We start from the raw sequence: 18042 nt of genomic DNA, 5'->3' as shown, positions 1-18042 counted from the left end.
CTGACATGTCCTACCGACAGTTGGGACTAACGCCGTTCGCTCAAGGACGCCTCGGCTCGATTACTTGAGAACCCGGAGAATCAGCCTAGGCGGCGGAACCGCACTAAGTAGCATCGTTGACCGTTTTGCGCATCGTGGACAGGGAGCTGGCCCCTCAGCCTTCGGTGTCGGTGGCTTCCAGCTCGGCCAGGAACTTGGCAAGCCGCGCGCTCCGGGTCTTCTCGGTCCGGGCAATCATCAGCTGGTGCAGGATGTGATAGCGCGGCTGGGACTTCAACGCGGCGAAATTCTTGGCAGCAAGCGGGGCGCGGTCCAGCGCATCTTGGAGATCTTGCGGCACCTGGGCGGTGGCTTGGCCTTGGTACGCGCGTTCCCACCGTCCATCGTCCTTCGCCTTTTGGATCTCCGCATACCCTCGCGGGCGCATGCGGCCTTGGTCGATCAGCTCCTGGGCATATCCAGTATTCTTCTCCGACCAGACAGAGGCCTTGCGCCGAGGGGTGTAGCGCTGGAGGAAAGTCGTCTCATCGCGCTTGCGACGAATGGCATCAATCCATCCGCTGCATAGCGCCTCGGGCAGGGCTTGGGTGACAGTCAGCGAAGTCGGAGTGGTAGTCCCTTTCTTCGCTACAACCAGCCATACGCCGTCGCTGGTCTCTTCGTGCTCATCGAGCCATGCCCGCCATGCGGCAACGTCGGGAAGAATCAAAGCATCGTCAGGATCCATGCCATCTATCCTGCCCCTAGTTGCTGATTGCCGCTAGGGATGCATCCGGCGCCGGGACGATTGCTCTGGACCGGTCCCTGCAATGGTGATTGTTTCCGTCCAGTGGTGGCCGACACGCGGGTCAGAGATTGGCCCTATTTCCCGGCTCTGGAACGGCGAGACCCATCAGCCTCCGGCTGGTGCCGGGGCTGATGGGTTTTCGGCCTTCCAGGCAAGAACTTTGCTAGGACCTTCCGCAGGCGGGACTGCGAGCTAGCGTGCAAGATGAAGCCGATCCGTGAATTGGCCGTCGCCAGCTCAGACGCGTGCAGCAACCAGCTCCTCGCGCAGGATGCCGGCTCCCGCGCTGAGCGCGCTCAGCTTGGCCAGCGAGACGTCGCGGGGGAACGGTGCCATGCCGCAGTTCGTGCTGGGCACCAGCTTGTCCGCGTCGACGAATTCAAGTGCATTGCGCAGCGTCTGCGCGACCTCTTCGGGGGTTTCCACCGTTTCACTGGCCACGTCGATGGCGCCGAGCATGACCTTTTTGCCGCGCACCAGCTCAACGACCTCGAGCGGGACATTGGAGTGGTGAGACTCCAGGGAGATGGTGTTGATGGACGAGGCCTGCAGCAGTGGGAAAGACTTCTCGTAGTGGCGCCACTGGGCGCCGAGGGTTGCCTTCCAATCGTTGTTCGCCTTGATCCCGTAGCCGAAGCAGATGTGCGCCACGGTCTCAGCTTTCAGCCCCTGGCAGGCGCGCTCCAGCGCGGCGACGCCCCAGTCCGCGACCTCGTCGAAGAACACGTTGAACGCCGGTTCGTCGAATTGGATGATGTCCACCCCGGCTGCTTCGAGTTCTCTGGCCTCCTGGTTGAGGATGGCCGCGAACTCCCAGGCCAGTTTCTCGCGGCTTCGGTAGTGCGCATCATACAGCGTGTCGACCATGGTCATTGGGCCGGGAAGGGTCCACTTGATCTGGCGGTCGGTGCACGATCGCAGGAACTTCGCGTCCTCAACGAACACCGGCTTCTCACGCCGCACCGCACCGACTACGGTCGGCACGCTCGCGTCGTAGCGGTTGCGGATGCGCACCGTTTCGCGCTTTTCAAAATCGACCCCGGTCAGGTGCTCGATGAAGGTGGTGACGAAGTGCTGGCGGGTCTGCTCGCCGTCGCTGATGATGTCGATGCCGCGCCGGGTCTGCTCCAGCACCGCTGCGCGCATGGCGTCCTGCTTGCCTTCGCGCAGCTGTGCGCCTTCCAGCTTCCAATCAGACCAGAGGGTTTCGGGCTTCGCCAGCCAGGAAGGCTTGGGCAGGCTGCCGACAATGGAGGTGGGAAGTAGCTTTGATGTCATCGTGTGTCTTTCGGTTCTCAGGCGACGGGAGCGGGGCAAGTGGCGGCCCACTGGTCCAGCAATTCGCGGTTCGGGGTGATGAAGTGCTCCGCGGTGTACTTGCCCTGCACTGCGCCGAGCCGGGTGCGCTCTTCGCGGTCGTAGGAGATCCTGGTCGGGGCGAAATCCTGTGCCCCCAAGCTTGGGCGATAGACGGTCGGTGCAGCGGAGTTTGCGTTGTAAATCTCGGGGCGGTAGATCTTCTGGAAGGTCTCCATGGTGGCGATGGTGCTGATCAGCTGCAGATTGGTGTAATCGTTGAGCAAGTCGCCACGGAAGTAGAACGCCAGCGGAGCGACGGCGCCCGGTGGCATGAAATAGCGCACGCGCAGCCCCATCTTGCCGAAGTACGCATCGGTCAGGGAGTTCTCATCCTGCTGGTATTCCAAGCCGAGGACCGGGTGGCTGTTGCCCGTGCGGTAGTAGGTTTTGGAAGTGGAGACGCTGATGCAGACCACGGGTAGTTGCGCAAAGCGCTGACGATAAGCCTGCGAATCCAGGAAGTGCTGGAAGAGCTGGCCATGAAGTTCGCCAAAATCTTCAGGCAATTTAGGGGCACCGGAGCCGTTGCCGGCCGCCGGAAGCACCACGCTGAAGTCGTAATCGCGCACATAGGAAGAGAAATTATTGCCCACCATGCCGTGGCTGCGGGTGCTGGTGGCTCGGTCCACGATGGTGGTGTCTAAGACTTCAAGCAGCGGGAACTGCTCCGCTGCGTTCGCCGAGTCGAAGTGCACATTGGCGGAGATGATCTCCAGCTCGAGTTCATAGCGATCGCCCTGAGGATTGTCCCAGTGAGCCAGGGAATTAAAGCGGCGGTTGATCATCGTCAGAGCGTTGCGCAGGTTCTCCTGGCGGTTTTCCCCGCGGGCCAGGTTGGCGAAGTTTGTCGTGACTCGTGAGCTCGCACAGGGGGTGTAGTCTTCGTCGAATTTGGTGGTGCTGATGCTGAAGGTGAACGCGTCTGCCATGGTGGCCTATCTGGTGCTCAGTGGCCTGGGCCGGCCGAAAGTAAGTCGATGCGTCCATCATGCAGTGAGATCGCGGATATCAGGTAACTCGATATAACTATGGATTCATATAGACTCGCACTATGGTTCAGGGGACGAGTGGTTTGACACTGCAGCAGTTGCGCTATTTCATCGCGGTCGCCAGCGAGGGGTCGATCTCCGCGGCGGCTGACCTAATTTACGTCGCACAGCCGAGCATGTCGGCGGCGATGAAGGAGCTCGAAGCCCGCGTGGGACGCACCTTGCTGGTCCGCTCGGCCAGGGGAGTGACGCTCACCGCCGAGGGAGCAGAATTCCTTGGTTATGCCCGGCAGGTTCTGGAGCAGGTGGAGCTGCTTGAGCATCGCTACCTCGGGCGTCCCTCGGTCCGTCGCCTGCTCGGCGTCTCCACGCAGCACTATTCCTTCTCGGTGGATGCCTTTGTCAGGATGGTTCAGGCCAGCGGGGCCGAGGAATATCAATTCTCGCTGCGCGAGACCCGCACCGAACAGATCATCGAGGACGTGCGCACCCTGCGCAGCGACATCGGCATCCTCTATCGCAACGACTTCAACCGGAAGGTCATCGACAAGCTGCTGCGCGAGTCCCGGCTCGTATTCCACCCCCTGTTCCTCGCCGATCCGCACATCTTCATTTCGCGCAGCAACCCGCTGGCCTCCCGGGCGCGGGTGACGCTCGAGGACCTCGAAGACCTGCCGCGCTTGACCTTCGACCAGGGTGCGAACAACTCGTTCTACTTCGCCGAGGAAGTGCTCTCCACCAGCTCCAGCAAGCGCGAAATCCAGGTTTCGGACCGCGCGACCATCTTCAACCTGATGATCGGCCTGGGCGGGTACACCATCTCCACGGGCATCATCAGCGACGAGCTGGACCCGTCCATCGTCGCCATCCCGCTGGATGTCGATGAGCGCATCGAGATCGGCTGGATCGACCATGCAGCGATTCCGCTGACCGAGCAAGCGCGGCGCTATCTGGACGAGGTGCGCTCGGTCGTCTCAAGCTTCGGAGTTGAGGTCCTGGACTGAATCCCCGGCCCCCAAGACGTAACACCGTGTCATTTGGCGGACCGCCGGCGACATAATAGTTGCGCAAAACCCTGGCTCTTCAAGGATTCTGGCGGTTGCCGCGCGTCACAAAGGGACTGCGGGCCGGGCCCCATTACGGGACTGGCGCGGGATGTGAAGCTAGGTGCCCCTGTATGAAGCGCGGGCGTGGGCGTCGTTTGCGCCGCCGGATGCCGATGTCCAACCATGGAAGAACAACAACCCATCAAGAGCGACCGAGAGATCTGGCTCGTAGACGTCGCAGCAACCATCGGGAAACCGAAAGGTGCTAATGCCAGGAACGATGGAGCAGTTCCGAACGTGCCATAAGGCGCCATGCTTCGTACCGTTGTGGCCTCAGGTCGGCCGAGGGGCGGTATGTCGCCGGGTGTTCGGTGCACTCTCTCGTGGATCAGAAACGAGAAGGAGCTATGAGCCAACGCCAAGGAACCGACGCGGTCCATGCAGGGTATCGTCCGAGCGGAGATTTCCGCCCGATGCTGCCGCCACTGCACAATTGCGCAGCGTACCAGTTCGAATCGCACGCAGAAGCGATCGAAAAATTCGCGTTGCGCCAGTCCGGCTTCACCTATTCACGCACCGGCAACCCCACCGTGGCCATCCTGGAACAGCGGGTGGCCGCCCTTGAAGGCGGAGCCCAAGCGGTAGCCACCGCCTCGGGGCAGTCGGCCGTTGCACTCTCGCTGCTTGCCCTGACCCAGGGTCCTAAGCACATCGTGGTTTCCTCCTCGCTGTACGGCGGCACCGTGGACCTGTTCACCGACACCTTTGCCGACTTCGGCATCCGGGTCAGCTTTGTCGACCAGGCCGACCCCGCAGCTTGGGCCGGGGCCATCGAAGAAGACACCCGGGCGTTCTTCCTGGAGTCCGTCTCCAACCCGCTGTGCACCGTGGCGGACCTGCCCGCCATCTCGGCGATCGGGCACGAGCACAACATTCCGGTGGTCGTCGACAATACGCTGGCCACCCCGCTGAATATTCGCCCGCTGGATTTTGGCGCCGACATTGTGGTGCACTCGGCCACCAAGGGGCTAGCCGGACACGGCTCGGTGCTCGGCGGCGTGGTCGTGGATTCGGGGAAGTTCGATTTCTCGGATTCCACCCGCTGGCCGCAAATCGCCGCCCCGCGAGTGCGGCTGAACAATGCCTCGCTGCTTGAACGCCACGGATCGGCCGCCTACGCCATGCTGGTCCGCTCCAAATTCCTGCACGACCTGGGGCCGGCCTTGGCCCCGGCCAGCGCCCAAGGCATTCTGACCGGCATCGAAACCTTGCCGGTACGTGCCGCACACGTGCAGCGCAGCGTGAGCACCCTGATCCAGGAACTTGCAGATCACCCGGGCATTGCGGCCATCCACCACCCTTCGCTGCCGGCCCACCCGAGCCACGAGCTGGCCAAAAAGCTCACGCCCAAGGGCACCGGTTGCGTGCTGGCCATCGAACTGGCCCACCCCTCGCTGGTGTCCCCGGTGATCGACGGGCTGCAGCTGATTTCCCTGGCCGCAAATGTGGGCGATACCCGCACCATGGTCGCCCACCCGGCCACCATGACGCACTGCCGGCTCTCCGCGGAGCAACTTCTCGCCGCGGGCCTGAACACCTCCACCCTGCGCCTTTCGGTGGGGCTTGAAGACCCCGCCGATCTGCTCGCCGACCTCACCCAAGCGCTGGACAGCGCACTAAACCGGGCCCTGGCCCCGCAAACCCAAGGAGCATCATGAGCGGCTTCAACACCCTCGCCGTCCACGCCGGCCAGCATAAAGACCCGCACACCGGAGCCGTGGTCCCACCGATCTACCAAACCAGCACGTTCATCCAGGACGGAATCAACGTCTTGCGCTCCGGGCACGAATACTCCCGCGGCTCGAACCCGACCCGCGATGGCTTCGAAGCGCAGCTCACCGCCCTGGAAGGCGGAGCCGCGGGGTTCGCCTTCGCCTCGGGCATCGCCGCCGAAGACGCGCTGCTGCGTGCGGTCCTCGAACCGGGCGACCACATCATCCTGGGCGCCGACGGCTACGGCGGCACCAACCGGCTGATCTCCAAATTGCACAGCAAATGGGGCATCACCTCTTCCGCGGTGGATATCACCAACCTGGACTCGGTGCGCGCAGCGGTGCGCCCGAACACCGCGCTGCTTTGGGTGGAGACTCCCTCCAACCCGCTGCTGGGCATCGCCGATCTTGCCGGCTGGGCGGACATCGCCCGCGAGCACGGCGCCCTGCTGGTGGTGGACAACACCTTCGCCACTCCCTACCTGCAGCGGCCTTTGGACTTCGGGGCCCACGCGGTGGTCCACTCCACCACCAAGTACATCGGGGGACACTCGGATGTGCTCGGCGGCGCGGTGATCGTCGCCGATCACCTCTTCCGTGGCCAGCCGCTGGCCGAAGCCGTCGACTTCCAGCAATTCGCCGGCGGCGCGGTGGCCGGCCCGCAGGATTCCTACCTGGCCGCACGCGGCCTGAAGACCTTGGGACTGCGCATGGAACGCCACTGCGCCTCCGCAGCTAAGCTGGCACGCTGGCTTGATGACCAGCCTGAGGTGACGCGGGTCTATTACCCCGGGTTGGAATCCCATCCCGGCCATGAGCTTGCGGCGCGCCAGCAGCGTGGTTTTGGCGGCATCGTCTCGTTGCAGCTCACCGACGAACCCGCCGCGCGCGCATTCGCCGAATCCATGGAGTACTTCCAGCTCTCGGTCTCCCTGGGCGGGGTGGAATCCCTGGTCTGCTACCCGCGCGAAATGACCCATGCCTCGCTGATCGGCACCGAGCTGGAAATCCCGGCCAACCTGGTCCGCCTTTCGGTGGGCATCGAGGAACCCGAGGACCTCATCGCGGATCTTTCCCGCGGGTTGGCCGCCGCGCGTAACGCCGCCGGCCCGGCACGCACCACTTGTCCACAGCCGGCGAGAGAACCCGCACTGCAGCTTTAACCGCCGCGCACACTGGGGCCATGGACAACTCCCGCAGCACCGCAGTGGCCCTGGGCCAGCTGGCCCGGGGCCTGGCGCTGATGACCGCCGCGACGCAGGCCATCGCCGCCGAGACGCCCGCCCCGGGGCACGCCGCCTACTTCGCCTGGCTCACCGAGCGGGCCGCCGCGGCCGTGGCCCACGCGCAGATCCATGCGGCCGACGCACTGCGCCGCAGCGGAGCGCACAAGCTGGACCAGCAGTCCCTCCAGAAGATTTCCGACGCCGGCTCGCAGACGGCACCCGAAGAGCTCGACGCACTGCACGGGCAGACCACCACCGGCCGGACGCAGTTCAAGGCGACCGCGGAGCTGCTGCACGGCTGGCTGGGCGTGCCCGCAACCACCGCGCGGGAACGCCTGCTGCAGGCCGATTGCCTGATCGCCGGGGTCGACGAAGCCGGGCAACGCCTCGACCCCTGGCTGCCGCAATTGGCAGAGCAGTTCGCCGATCCCGCCGCAGATCCGCGCCTGGTCGTGGGGACGGCGAAGAAGATCCACGCGGCCCGCAACGATCTGGGCCAAGGAGCCGAGGGCGAGGCCGCCAAAGCGCGGCTGCAGGCCGAAGCGGTGAGCTTCATCAAGAACGAACCGGAAACCGCGCGCAAGCATGTGGCGGATCTGGTCGCGCAGGTGAAGGCCGGGAAGCGGCCGATGAAGGCGCTGCTGGCGGAAATCGGCTTTTTCAAGCTCGGGGTGCGCAACGGGCTGGTGGAGTACTTGCTGCGCGTGCTGCCTGCGCAGGCGGCGCAGATCGAAGCGTTCCAGCAGGCGCTGAACAATCCGAAGACGATCGCGGGCAACCGGGAGGCGTTGAAGGATTTGGATGCCGAGCTGACCGGGGAGCCAGGCAGCTCGTGGGACGACTCGGATTCGATGCCCGGCTGGGCCAAAGGCGACGCGGATGCCGAGAACGTCGAAAACCGCCCGGCGCATGCCGAGCCCGGCAACGACGCCACCGAGCCCGCGGAAAACGACGAGCCAGGCAACGCCGTGGAGCGCGGCAGCGCAGCCCAGGATGAAGAACCGGCGGCTCCGGCGGCGGAAGCCGAAAGCCGCCCAGCGGATCTGCCCGGCGGCTGTCCTGCAGCGCCGGCGCTCCCGGGCACCGATGCGCCGCGGCTCTCGACCGCGGTGGCGCAGAGCCGCGATGCCGAGGACCTTCCCGAATCCGCGGTTGACCCGCCAGATCTTGCCCGTGCCGGCCCTGAGGCGCAGGCGCCGTGGGAAGAGCTGCGGCCCGAACGCCGGTATCTGATCGGCTTCATGGCGCTGCTGATGGCCGACCGCACCGGTTCGGGTGGTTCGAAGGGGAAGCAGCCGGGACTGGTCGCCCCGCAGGTGAGCATCATCTTGGACTACGAGAAGATGCGCGAGCGCGGCAAGGATTTCGCCGTAACCTCCTCGGGCATCGAGTTGTCGGCAGGCGAAACGCGGGCGGCGTTATGCAACGCGGGAGTGTACCCGTTGGTGCTCAACGGCAAGAGCCTGCCATTGGACTTGGGACGCACCCAGCGGTTGTTTTCCAAGGCTCAGGGCCGGGCGATACGCGCCGCCTATCGGGGGTGCGCCTATCCTGGATGCAGCATGCCCGCCGAGCGGTGCGAGCTGGATCATCTGGACGCCTGGGAGAAGGGCGGAGCCACGGATGTGGAATCCTCGGAGTTGGGCTGCTCGGTGCACCATATCGAGCGGCACTGCGGATTGTTCCACGCGGTGAAGATCAAGGGGTGCCGGCCAATGGTGCTGCTCTCCAAGGAGCTGGATCCACAACAGCGCCTGCGGGTCAATACGTTTTTCATGACGCCTTCGGAGGCCTTGGAAGCCGAGGAGCTGGCGCAGCGGATGACGCGGTTGTGGCGCGCGGGGCAGCTGGACGTGGAAATCGTCGATCCCTGACCGCCTGCGCTTGATCGAATTGCCGTCACAATTGGCGCAACGATGATCGATTTGCCAAGATTATCCCATGTCTTCTGATCTTCCTGTTCACTCCGCGCCCGAAAAGGCCGGCGAGGAACGCAGCGCCAAAGTTGCGGTCACCCTCTTCCCGCTGCTGGTGCTGGCCGGCGGCGCGCTCGCACTGCTCACCCCCGAAACCTTCTCCGGCTTCTCCAAGCTGATCAATCCGCTGCTGATGGTCATCATGTTCGGCATGGGGCTCACGCTCACCTTGCCCGATTTTGCCCTCGTGGTGCGCAGGCCACTGCCGGTGCTCCTCGGAGTCATCGCCCAATTCATCATCATGCCGCTGCTGGGCCTGGGCATCGCCATGGCGTTGGCGCTGCCTCCGGCGCTGGCCGCCGGCGTCATCCTGGTCGGTTGCGCCCCGGGCGGCACCGCCTCGAATGTGGTCACCTACCTGGCCAAGGGCGACGTGGCCCTCTCGGTGACGATGACCTCGGTCTCGACGCTGCTCGCGCCGATCTTCACCCCGCTGCTGGCCCTGTGGCTCGCCGGGCAATACCTGCCGGTGGCCGCGGGAACCATGGCGCTGTCCATTGTGCAGATCGTGCTCATTCCGGTGGTCCTGGGCCTCGTCTTGCGCACGATCCTGCCCCGCCTGGTCAACATGGTGCTGCCGGCCCTGCCGTGGGTTTCGGTCATCGCGATCACCTTCGTGGTGGTCATCGTGGTGGCCGGCAGCTCGGCGGCCATCTTCAGCGCGGGCCTGCTGATCCTGCTCGCGGTGATCCTGCACAACGCCGGGGGCATCGCCCTGGGCTATGGCACCGCGAAGCTGTTCAAGCAGCCGATCGCGAGCCGCCGCACCATGGCCGTGGAGATCGGCATGCAGAACTCCGGCCTCGCCTCGGGGCTGGCCAAGGACTTCTTCACCCCCGAGGCGGCGCTTCCCGGCGCGGTCTTCTCCGTCTGGCACAACCTCTCCGGCGCGCTCATTGCCGCCTACTGGCGGCGCAGCAGCGCCAAAAATGACCAGCTGGCCACCGCGGAACAGCCCGTCAACTAGCCGCACGGCTGCACCACGCAAAAAGCGCCGGCCTCACGTTGAAATTCAGCGTGGGGCCGGCGCTTTTGTGCCGCAGAGCTTTGACGCGACCGGAGCTCAGCGCGTCACCAGATCGTTCGGGTAGACGACCCCTGCAGACTCGCGGATCGTATCGAAGAGCTCCATGGTTTTCACCGAGTGCTCCCAGGGCATCGTGGGCGACTGGGTGAGCCCCTGCTGGATGCAGCGGGTCGCCTCGCGGAATTCGTATCCGTAGTTCTCGCCTACCGCCTCGAACTCTTCTACGCGGGGCGGGCCATCGGTGGGGTGGATGAATAATTTGCTCGCGTTGTACAGCGGCGCGTTCGTGGCCAGCCATCCGCCGGTGCCGGTGACTCGCGCCTGCTGCGGGGCGCCCCCGTTGAGCGTCAGCAGCAACTGGGCATGCTTGCCACCGGCGTATGAGAGGTTCATCGCGGTCTGCGTATCCACGCCGTCCTGATTGAGCTGAGCTACCGCGTGCACCGACTCGGGGAAGCCGAGCGCGCCGATGGCCCAGGTCAGCGGGTACACGCCCAGATCCAGCAGGGCCCCGCCGCCGGCCTTCGGGTCGAAGAGGCGCGAGGCCGGATCATAGGCGGCGTGGAACCCCAGATCCGCCTGCACCCAGGTGACCTCGCCCAGTTCCCCCGATGCGAGGATCGCCAGGGCCCGGGCGAATGCCGGAGTGAAGCGTGCCCAGAGCGCTTCCATCAGGAACAGCGAACGTTCGGCCGCGAATTCCACCAGCGTGCGCGCCTCGGATGCGTTGATGGTCAGCGACTTCTCGCAGACCACATGCTTGCCGGCCGCTAGCGCGGCCATGGCGATCTCATAATGCTGCCCATGCGGGGTCGCGATGTAGACGACCTCCACCTGCTCGTCCGCGAACAGCTCCTGATAGGACCCGTAGGCCCGATCAATGCCGTGCTCGTTGGCGAATTCCCGCGCCTTGGCCGTATTCCGCGAGGACACCGCGCACACCTTGGCGTCGGCCAGCGCCTGCAGGTCGCCCAGGACCTTGGAGACGATCCGCCCGGTGGACACCACGCCCCAGTTCAACGTCCGCCCGGTGGCCTCGGCGGCCGGCGGAGCTGAAGGCTGCGCGGTCGGTGGCGTGCGGATATGCGAGGTCATCGGCGGTGTCCTTGTACTGGGAGTCGAGAATCGGCGGGGCGGTCAGGAACCGTTGGCGGCCAGGTGCTTGGCGGCGAGCACCAGGTAGTGCTCGGCGTTCACGTTCAGGCTGGCGACCTCTTCCGCGGTCAGTTCGCGGCGCACCTTCGCGGGAACCCCGGCCACCAGCGAGCGCGGCGGCACCTGCGTGCCCTCAAGCACCAGGGCCCCGGCCGCCACCAGCGACTGCTCGCCGATGACCGCGCCGTTCATGATCGTCGCGCTCATCCCGACCAGGCAGCCATCGCCCACGGTGGCGCCGTGCACCACTGCGCTGTGGCCGACGGATACCGCGTCCCCGAGCGTGCAGGGGAACCCTGCATCGGCATGCAATACGACGTTGTCCTGCAGATTGGTGCCCTTGCCCACCCGGATCGGGGCCGAATCGCCGCGCACCGAGACACCGTAGAAGGCGCTGGCGCGATCTGCCAGGTGCACGTCGGCGCTCAGCGTCGCGGTCGGGGCAAGGAAAACTTCGGCGCCCACGGTAGGGGTAACGCCGTCAATGGTAATGATGTGAGCCATGGCACCCATCCTATCCGCAGCCGGGGTCCGGCTCGGCGAAGCGCTGCGCGGTGCGCGCCGCCGGGCACTGCCGCGAAACTAGGAGAAGACGATGGTGCGCTGCCCATCGAGCATCACCCGGTGCTCGGAGTGCCACTGCACCGCACGGGTCAGCGTGCGGCCCTCGACGCTGCGCCCGAGCGCGACCAGCTGGGCGGGGGTGCGCGCATGGGAAACCTGGGTGACTTCCTGGTCGATAATCGGCCCCTCATCCAGATCCGCGGTCACATAGTGCGCGGTCGCGCCGATCAGCTTCACCCCGCGGGCGTGGGCCTGGTGGTACGGCTTCGCCCCCTTGAAGGAGGGCAGGAAGGAGTGGTGGATGTTGATGACCCGTCCGGCCATCCGCTCGCACAAGGCGTCGGAGAGGATCTGCATGTAGCGGGCGAGCACCACCAGTTCGATATCGTACTCATCGGCCAGGGCCAGCAGCTCCGCCTCGGCCTGGAACTTGTTCGCCGGGGTCACCGGCAGGTGCACGAAGTCCACCCCGTAGAACTCGGCCATCGGCTTCAGATCCAGGTGGTTGGAGACGATCACCGGCACCTCGATGGCCAGATTTCCGGCGCGCTGGGCGAAGAGCAGGTCGTTGAGCGCGTGCCCCGCCTTGGAGCACATGATCATGGTGCGGGTGCGCTTGGCCGCGTCGTCCACGCGCAGCGACATCACAAATTCCTCGCGGATCGGCGCGAGCGCCGCGCGCACCTGGACCAGGGACTGTTCGGTGGCCACCTCGATGCGCATGAAAAAGGTGTTCGAATCCGGCGATTCATACTGCTGGGACTCGGTGATATTGCAACCAGCGCCCAGCAGCCCGCCGGAAATTGCATGCACGATGCCCGGTCGGTCCAGGCAGGAAAGGGTCACGATGTACTGGTTGCTCATGGATCGAGGTTAACCTCCCGGAGCCCCCTGCGCCGAATCCGGCGTCTTGCCAGCGCGATATTTACCTGGCCGTTGTCATCTGCGGCGGGCGATTTTCGGCCCCCGCTTCGCTCGCGTCCGCGGAACCAGCCGCCACCCCGAGCTCGGCCAGCCGGCGCACCGCCGCCACCGCGGCTTTCCGCCCGGCCCGGGTCGCCCCGATCGTGGAGGCCGAGGCGCCGTACCCGACGAAGAACATTCCCGGCAGCGCCGCCGCGCTCACCGAATCGGCAAGCACCCGGATCCCGCCGGCGCTGGTGTGCAGCTTCAGCCCGCGCAGGTGCCGATGGGCATGGCGGAAGCCCGTGGCCCACAGGATCGCGTCGATCTTTTCGCTCGTGCCGTCGGCAAAGCGCACCGACCGTGCACCCAGCGAGGAGATGGCCCCGCGGGAGATCAGCGCACCGGAGTCGATGCCCGCCCGCATCGCCTCGGTGAGAATCAGCCCGGTGGTGCCGACCACGGATTTCGGCGGCAGCCCGGCGGCGGTCCGCGCGTTGACCTCGCGCTCCACGGCCACGCCCCATTCGGGATCGTGGCCCACCTCCCGCCAGTCCGGGGCGCGCCGGGTGGACCAGAGGGTGTCGATCCCGGCGGACCGCAGCTGCACGATGAACTGGGTGGCGCTCGCCCCGCCGCCGACCACCAGCACCCGCTGCCCGGCAAACTGCTCCGGCGCCACAAATCCGGAGGTGTGCACTTGCGGCCCGGTGAATTCTTGGCTGCCGGGGTAGACCGGCCAGAAGGGGTTGGTCCAGGTGCCGCTGGCGTTGATCAGCGTGCGCGTCGCGAGCTCCTCGCCGCTGGAAAGCCGAACGCTGAACCAGGTTCCGTCGTGGCTGACCGCCGCCACCTTCGCGGGCCGGCGCACCGCCAAGCGATGCAGCGCTTCGAACTGCGCATAGTAGTCGGAGACCACCGCGGAGGCTGGCCGCGTGGGGTCCTGATTTTCGAAGGGGAAGTCCGGCAGCGGGTGGATCCGGTGCGTCTTGCCCAGGGTGAGGGTGTCCCAGCGGTGCTGCCACGCGCCGCCGGGGCGCTCGTTCGCGTCGAGCACCAGGAAATCCTCGCCGGGTACCAGTCCGCGCCGGTGCAATTGATAGGCCGCCGAAAGCCCCGCCTGGCCGGCGCCGATCACGATGCTCTGGTAGCTCACCCGAACCTGCTTTCTCCACGTTGCGCTCACCGGGTACAACAACCCCGGAGCGGTGCGCATTCCCGCCGCACCCGCTACATGGTGCACAGCCTTCGGCCGAGGAAATCACATTTTTCGCCCGTCATCCACCGGTGTGCGCACCGCGAAGTTCGTTAGACTTGTGCGCAGAAGCATCGTGACTGGCGTGAGGTGGATAACCACCGGGGAGCGAGCAACCTGCAGTGAATACGGACCGCGCGCCTGGGTCTGGTACCGAACAGCATCGTGAGCCGCGCAGCAGCTGCGCAGGCCACAACGGAAGGAACAGTGTGAGCGCACGTATTCTCGACGGCAAGGCCACCGCGGCAACCATCAAGGCGGAGCTGGCCGAACGCGTCGCCAAGCTCAAGGAGCAGGGTTACGCCACCGGGCTGGGCACCATCCTGGTGGGCAACGACCCGGGCTCGGCCTGGTACGTCGGCGGCAAGCACAAGGACTGCGCCGAGGTCGGCATCGAGTCGATCCGCGTGGATCTGCCGGAGGAAACCACCCAGGATGAGCTGCTGGCCAAGGTGCGCGAGCTGAACGAGAACCCGGATTGCACCGGCTACATCGTGCAGCTGCCGCTGCCCAAGCATATCGACCAGGACACGATCCTGGAGGCGATGGATCCGCAGAAGGACGCCGACGGGCTGCACCCGATGAACCTGGGCCGCCTGGTCGCCAACGTGAACCGCCCGATGGCCTCCCCGCTGCCATGCACCCCGCTGGGCTGCGTGGACCTGCTGGCCCGGCACGAGATCGATCTGAACGGCAAGCACGTGCTGGTCCTGGGCCGCGGCGTGACCATCGGACGTCCGGTCGGACTGCTGCTCACCCGCCGGTCGGTCAACGCGACCGTCACCCTGGCGCACACCGGCACCACCAACCTGCCCGAGCTGCTGGCCCAGGCCGATGTCATCATCGCCGCCGCCGGGGTCCCGCACATCGTCAAGGCCGAGTCCATCAAGCCCGGCGCGATCGTGCTCGACGTGGGGGTCTCCCGGGTTGACGGCAAGGTCACCGGGGATGTGGATCCGGCGGCCGCCGAGGTCGCTTCGTGGATCAGCCCGAACCCGGGCGGCGTGGGCCCGATGACCCGGGCGATGCTGCTGAACAACGTGGTCGAGTCGGCCGAACGCAACGCCGCCCACGCCGCCAGCGTCGCCAGCTAGACGCAACGAAACCCGAAGGCCCGTGGGCCATCCCCGCCGCGGCGGGGATGGCCCACGGGCCTTTTGCGTACCCGGAACGCCGGCTGGTGATGCCTCCGGCGGTCAGCGCAGCTGGCCACGCCCGCCGCGCTGACCCGGGCACGACCGCCGAAGAGCCAGGTTATCGAGCCTGAAACATGCTCAAAGTGGTCTAGCGGATGCCTGCTTGTTCCGGAACCGCGACGGCAACGCGCTTGTCGAAGATGGTGGCCCCGACTTCCTGCTCGGCTTGGTTCTCGATGGACAGGTTGATCCCACTGCGATCACGCAACAGCGACACGGCGATCAGCGACACCGTGGTGATGCTGATCAGGTACAGCGCCACCGCATTGGTCCCTCCGGTGGCGTTCACCAGGGCGGTGGCGATCATCGGGGCGAAGGCCCCACCCAGGATCGCACCGAGGGCGTAGGAGATCGACACACCGGAAAAGCGCACCGACGCCGGGAACAGCTCGGAATACAGCGCCGCCTGCGGACCATAAGAGAATCCGAGCCCGACGGCAAAGAAGGCGAACGCCAGATAGAGCAGACCTAGATTCCCGGTATCGACCAGCCAGAAGAGCGGGAATATGCACAGCAGCTGCGAGATGAAACCGATTTGGTAGGTTCGTTTGCGCCCTAGCTTGTCGGCCACCAATCCGGACAGCGCGGTGAAGATGAACCACATGACCGCGCCAAAGGACACCGCGATCAGCACCGCGGTGCGGCTGAAGCCGACCGGACCCTCCGGGTTGGTCATATACGCCTGCAGGAATCCGCCGGTGGTCATGTAGCCTGCGGCGTTGTTCCCAGCGAAGACCAGTGCGGCAATGAGCACCAGCGGCCAGTGCTTGCGGAAGAGCAGGACTACGGGGACCTTCGTTTGCGCCTTCTTGGCGGCGATCTCCTCGAAGATCGGTGATTCATCCACCGCACGGCGAATGAAGTATCCGACCAGGACCAGCACGATGCTCAGCAGGAACGGGACCCGCCAGCCCCAGGCGAGGAATGCTTCGCCGGGCGAGATCACTCCGGTCATCAGGGCAGTGACCCCGGAAGCCAGCAGCATGCCCAGCGGCACACCGAGCTGCGGGTAGGCCCCGGCCCGGCCGCGGCGGTCCGCCGGAGCGTGTTCCACGGCCATCAGCACCGCGCCTCCCCACTCGCCGCCGGCCGAGATGCCCTGCAGGATGCGCAGGGACAACAGCAGAATTGGTGCCAGCACCCCGGCGGTGTCGTAGGTGGGCAGCACGCCGATCAGCGTGGTGGAGGCCCCCATGAGTGTCAAGGTGAGCACCAGCATGGCCCGGCGGCCGATTTTGTCCCCATAGTGTCCGGCGAGGAAGGCACCCAACGGGCGGAAGAGGAAGGAGATGCCCACCGAGGCGAACGCCAGCAGCAGCCCGATTTGGGCGCCGGCCGGTTCAAAGAACAGCTGCGCGAAGATGAGTCCGGCGGCGGTGGCGTAGATGAAGAAGTCGTACCATTCGATGGTGGTGCCGATGACCGTGGCGAAGGCGACGCGGCGCTGATTGGCGCCGCGGCGGCCTGGGGTGCTGGTGGCGGTGTTCATGGAGTTCCTGACTGGACGTTGATGGCTGAGCTGATTCCGAGGTTCGGGCTCAGGCGCCGATGAGAACCGCGCGCTTGGCCAATTCCTTCAGCGTGCTCCCCGGTTCGCGGAGCATCGCCGGGGTAATTTCGGTGCGGGAGGCGAGCAGCTTGCGCGCGGCGATGTGGTCCGCCGGTGAATTAACCGACTCCACCGCGGTGAGCACTCCCTGGCGGAAGAGCGCGACCGAATACTTGCCGGCCCGCATTTCGCCGAGCACGAGCGGAGTGTCCTCCGGGTGCGCAAGCCCTGCGATCTGGAGCCGCAACGCTCCCTGCGTGCTCCAGAACCAGGGCAGCGCGGCGTACTCGCCGGATCCGGTCGCGATCACTTCGGCCAGTGCTTTGGCCTGGTCGGTGGCGTTCTGCACCGATTCCAGGCGCGTCCGCGATCCGCTGAAGGCGTTGGGGAACCAGGCGCAGTCGCCGATGGCGTAGACCCCGGCGGTGCTGGTGCGCAGCGCGGCGTCCACGGTGATTCCGTTTTCGGTGTGAATCCCGGAGGCTTGGGCCAGCTCGATATTGGGCAGCACCCCGATGCCATAGACCACCAGATCAGCATCGTATTCGTCGCCGGTGCTCGATCCGACCACCAGGGAATTGCCCGTGGCACGGATTTCGCGCACACCCTCGCCGAGCCGCAGATCGATGCCGTTGTCCCGGTGGGCCTGGGCAAACCAGTCCGACAGGCAGGTGGACACCGCGCGGCCCATCGGCCGCTGCGCGAATTCGAGCACCGTGACGGCGAGCCCGCGGGCTCGCGCCGCCGCAGCGAATTCGAGGCCGATGAATCCGGCGCCGATCACCACCACCTGCCGGGCGCGGCCCAACGCCTGTTGCAGCTGTTGCGCGTCAGCCAAGGTCCGCAGCCCCAGCACGCCGGGAAGTTCCGCCCCCGGGCAGGCCAGCTGCCGGTTGCGTGCCCCGGTGGCGAACACCAGATGCGCATAGCCCAGCGTGCTTCCGTCACTGAGCGCCACGCTGCGTCGTACGGTGTCCACGCTAAGCACGGTGAGACCGCTGCGCAGCTCGATGTTCTGCTCCGCGAAGAAGCTGGCCGCGCGCAGCGGCAGCGGCTCGGGGGCCGGGCCTTGGGCGAGGAAGTCCTTGGACAGCGGCGGACGCTGGTAGGGCAGTGCCCGGTCATCGTCCACGATGCTGATCTTGCCCTGGTACCCCTGCGCGCGCAGCGAGTCGGCGAGCTGGATTCCCGCTTGCCCGCCGCCGATGATCACGACGCGTTCGTTGATTGCACCCACG

General features: G+C 65.9%; 15 protein-coding genes and 1 riboswitch. Of the genes, 6 read left to right on the top strand and 9 right to left on the bottom strand.

Annotated features, from left to right (window positions below; translation table 11 throughout):
- Positions 1–154: 154 nt before the first annotated feature.
- The 3 genes from CQ017_RS13685 to CQ017_RS13675 all read right to left on the bottom strand — a co-directional run bounded on the left by CQ017_RS13685 (position 155) and on the right by CQ017_RS13675 (position 3075).
- The gene (locus CQ017_RS13685; protein ID WP_105554160.1) at positions 155–727 is read right to left on the bottom strand and encodes a YdeI family protein; all 573 of its coding nucleotides are present in this window, start codon (positions 725–727) and stop codon (positions 155–157) included.
- Positions 728–1024: 297 nt separating this feature from the next.
- A complete protein-coding gene (locus tag CQ017_RS13680) occupies positions 1025–2065 on the bottom strand; it encodes a methionine synthase (RefSeq protein WP_096289050.1) in 1041 nt (346 codons plus the stop codon).
- Positions 2066–2082: 17 nt separating this feature from the next.
- Positions 2083–3075: a DUF1852 domain-containing protein gene (locus tag CQ017_RS13675; protein WP_105554159.1), complete on the bottom strand. Its 993-nt coding sequence runs from the start codon at positions 3073–3075 to the stop codon at positions 2083–2085.
- 122 nt (positions 3076–3197) lie between these two features.
- Here CQ017_RS13675 and CQ017_RS13670 point away from each other — a divergent pair, with 122 nt between their 5' ends.
- From CQ017_RS13670 to CQ017_RS13650, 5 genes are all read left to right on the top strand, one after another.
- Positions 3198–4139 carry a LysR family transcriptional regulator gene (locus tag CQ017_RS13670; protein ID WP_105554158.1) on the top strand — a complete coding sequence of 314 codons (942 nt, stop codon included), beginning with the start codon at positions 3198–3200 and terminating at the stop codon, positions 4137–4139.
- A 238-nt stretch (positions 4140–4377) separates the two neighbouring features.
- Positions 4378–4468, top strand: a riboswitch (SAM riboswitch).
- Between the two features lie 120 nt (positions 4469–4588).
- On the top strand, positions 4589–5899 hold the full coding sequence (locus CQ017_RS13665; RefSeq protein WP_105554157.1) for an O-acetylhomoserine aminocarboxypropyltransferase/cysteine synthase family protein: 1311 nt from the start codon (positions 4589–4591) through the stop codon (positions 5897–5899).
- Positions 5896–7116, top strand: coding sequence for a cystathionine gamma-synthase (locus tag CQ017_RS13660; protein ID WP_105554156.1), 1221 nt, complete (start codon positions 5896–5898; stop codon positions 7114–7116). The genes CQ017_RS13665 and CQ017_RS13660 overlap by 4 nt, the downstream gene beginning before the upstream one ends.
- Positions 7117–7136: 20 nt before the next feature.
- Positions 7137–9053, top strand: a complete 1917-nt coding sequence (locus CQ017_RS13655) for an HNH endonuclease (protein WP_105554155.1) — start codon at positions 7137–7139, stop codon at positions 9051–9053.
- Between the two features lie 67 nt (positions 9054–9120).
- Positions 9121–10122 carry a bile acid:sodium symporter family protein gene (locus CQ017_RS13650; protein ID WP_105554154.1) on the top strand — a complete coding sequence of 334 codons (1002 nt, stop codon included), beginning with the start codon at positions 9121–9123 and terminating at the stop codon, positions 10120–10122.
- Positions 10123–10218: 96 nt separating this feature from the next.
- Here CQ017_RS13650 and CQ017_RS13645 read toward each other — a convergent pair whose 3' ends face one another.
- From CQ017_RS13645 to CQ017_RS13630, 4 genes are all read right to left on the bottom strand, one after another.
- A complete protein-coding gene (locus CQ017_RS13645; protein WP_105554153.1) occupies positions 10219–11277 on the bottom strand; it encodes a Gfo/Idh/MocA family protein in 1059 nt (352 codons plus the stop codon).
- A 42-nt stretch (positions 11278–11319) separates the two neighbouring features.
- Positions 11320–11841, bottom strand: a complete 522-nt coding sequence (locus CQ017_RS13640) for a gamma carbonic anhydrase family protein (RefSeq protein WP_105554152.1) — start codon at positions 11839–11841, stop codon at positions 11320–11322.
- Between the two features lie 78 nt (positions 11842–11919).
- Positions 11920–12765: a formyltetrahydrofolate deformylase gene (purU, locus tag CQ017_RS13635; RefSeq protein ID WP_096289032.1), complete on the bottom strand. Its 846-nt coding sequence runs from the start codon at positions 12763–12765 to the stop codon at positions 11920–11922.
- A 61-nt stretch (positions 12766–12826) separates the two neighbouring features.
- Positions 12827–14047, bottom strand: coding sequence for an NAD(P)/FAD-dependent oxidoreductase (locus tag CQ017_RS13630; RefSeq protein ID WP_258133657.1), 1221 nt, complete (start codon positions 14045–14047; stop codon positions 12827–12829).
- A 221-nt stretch (positions 14048–14268) separates the two neighbouring features.
- On the opposite strand from CQ017_RS13630, the gene CQ017_RS13625 reads away from it, so the two are divergent.
- Positions 14269–15153: a bifunctional methylenetetrahydrofolate dehydrogenase/methenyltetrahydrofolate cyclohydrolase gene (locus tag CQ017_RS13625; RefSeq protein WP_105554150.1), complete on the top strand. Its 885-nt coding sequence runs from the start codon at positions 14269–14271 to the stop codon at positions 15151–15153.
- A gap of 190 nt (positions 15154–15343) precedes the next feature.
- On the opposite strand, the gene CQ017_RS13620 is transcribed toward CQ017_RS13625, so the two are convergent.
- Both CQ017_RS13620 and CQ017_RS13615 read right to left on the bottom strand, forming a co-directional pair.
- Positions 15344–16744: an MFS transporter gene (locus CQ017_RS13620; RefSeq protein WP_105554149.1), complete on the bottom strand. Its 1401-nt coding sequence runs from the start codon at positions 16742–16744 to the stop codon at positions 15344–15346.
- Positions 16745–16793: 49 nt separating this feature from the next.
- The gene (locus tag CQ017_RS13615) at positions 16794–18041 is read right to left on the bottom strand and encodes an NAD(P)/FAD-dependent oxidoreductase (RefSeq protein WP_105554148.1); all 1248 of its coding nucleotides are present in this window, start codon (positions 18039–18041) and stop codon (positions 16794–16796) included.
- Position 18042 lies beyond the last annotated feature (1 nt).

The organism is Arthrobacter sp. MYb224 (genome assembly GCF_002975455.1).
Lineage (GTDB): Bacteria > Actinomycetota > Actinomycetes > Actinomycetales > Micrococcaceae > Glutamicibacter.
This window is presented reverse-complemented; position numbering and strand designations above follow the sequence as displayed.

Bases quoted from the DNA above. Each gene is read 5' to 3' on its own strand.
- CQ017_RS13685 (WP_105554160.1), bottom strand. From the start codon at position 727: ATGGATCCTGACGATGCTTTGATTCTTCCCGACGTTGCCGCATGGCGG.
- CQ017_RS13680 (WP_096289050.1), bottom strand. From the start codon at position 2,065: ATGACATCAAAGCTACTTCCCACCTCCATTGTCGGCAGCCTGCCCAAG.
- CQ017_RS13675 (WP_105554159.1), bottom strand. From the start codon at position 3,075: ATGGCAGACGCGTTCACCTTCAGCATCAGCACCACCAAATTCGACGAA.
- CQ017_RS13670 (WP_105554158.1), top strand. From the start codon at position 3,198: ATGGTTCAGGGGACGAGTGGTTTGACACTGCAGCAGTTGCGCTATTTC.
- CQ017_RS13665 (WP_105554157.1), top strand. From the start codon at position 4,589: ATGAGCCAACGCCAAGGAACCGACGCGGTCCATGCAGGGTATCGTCCG.
- CQ017_RS13660 (WP_105554156.1), top strand. From the start codon at position 5,896: ATGAGCGGCTTCAACACCCTCGCCGTCCACGCCGGCCAGCATAAAGAC.
- CQ017_RS13655 (WP_105554155.1), top strand. From the start codon at position 7,137: ATGGACAACTCCCGCAGCACCGCAGTGGCCCTGGGCCAGCTGGCCCGG.
- CQ017_RS13650 (WP_105554154.1), top strand. From the start codon at position 9,121: ATGTCTTCTGATCTTCCTGTTCACTCCGCGCCCGAAAAGGCCGGCGAG.
- CQ017_RS13645 (WP_105554153.1), bottom strand. From the start codon at position 11,277: ATGACCTCGCATATCCGCACGCCACCGACCGCGCAGCCTTCAGCTCCG.
- CQ017_RS13640 (WP_105554152.1), bottom strand. From the start codon at position 11,841: ATGGCTCACATCATTACCATTGACGGCGTTACCCCTACCGTGGGCGCC.
- purU (WP_096289032.1), bottom strand. From the start codon at position 12,765: ATGAGCAACCAGTACATCGTGACCCTTTCCTGCCTGGACCGACCGGGC.
- CQ017_RS13620 (WP_105554149.1), bottom strand. From the start codon at position 16,744: ATGAACACCGCCACCAGCACCCCAGGCCGCCGCGGCGCCAATCAGCGC.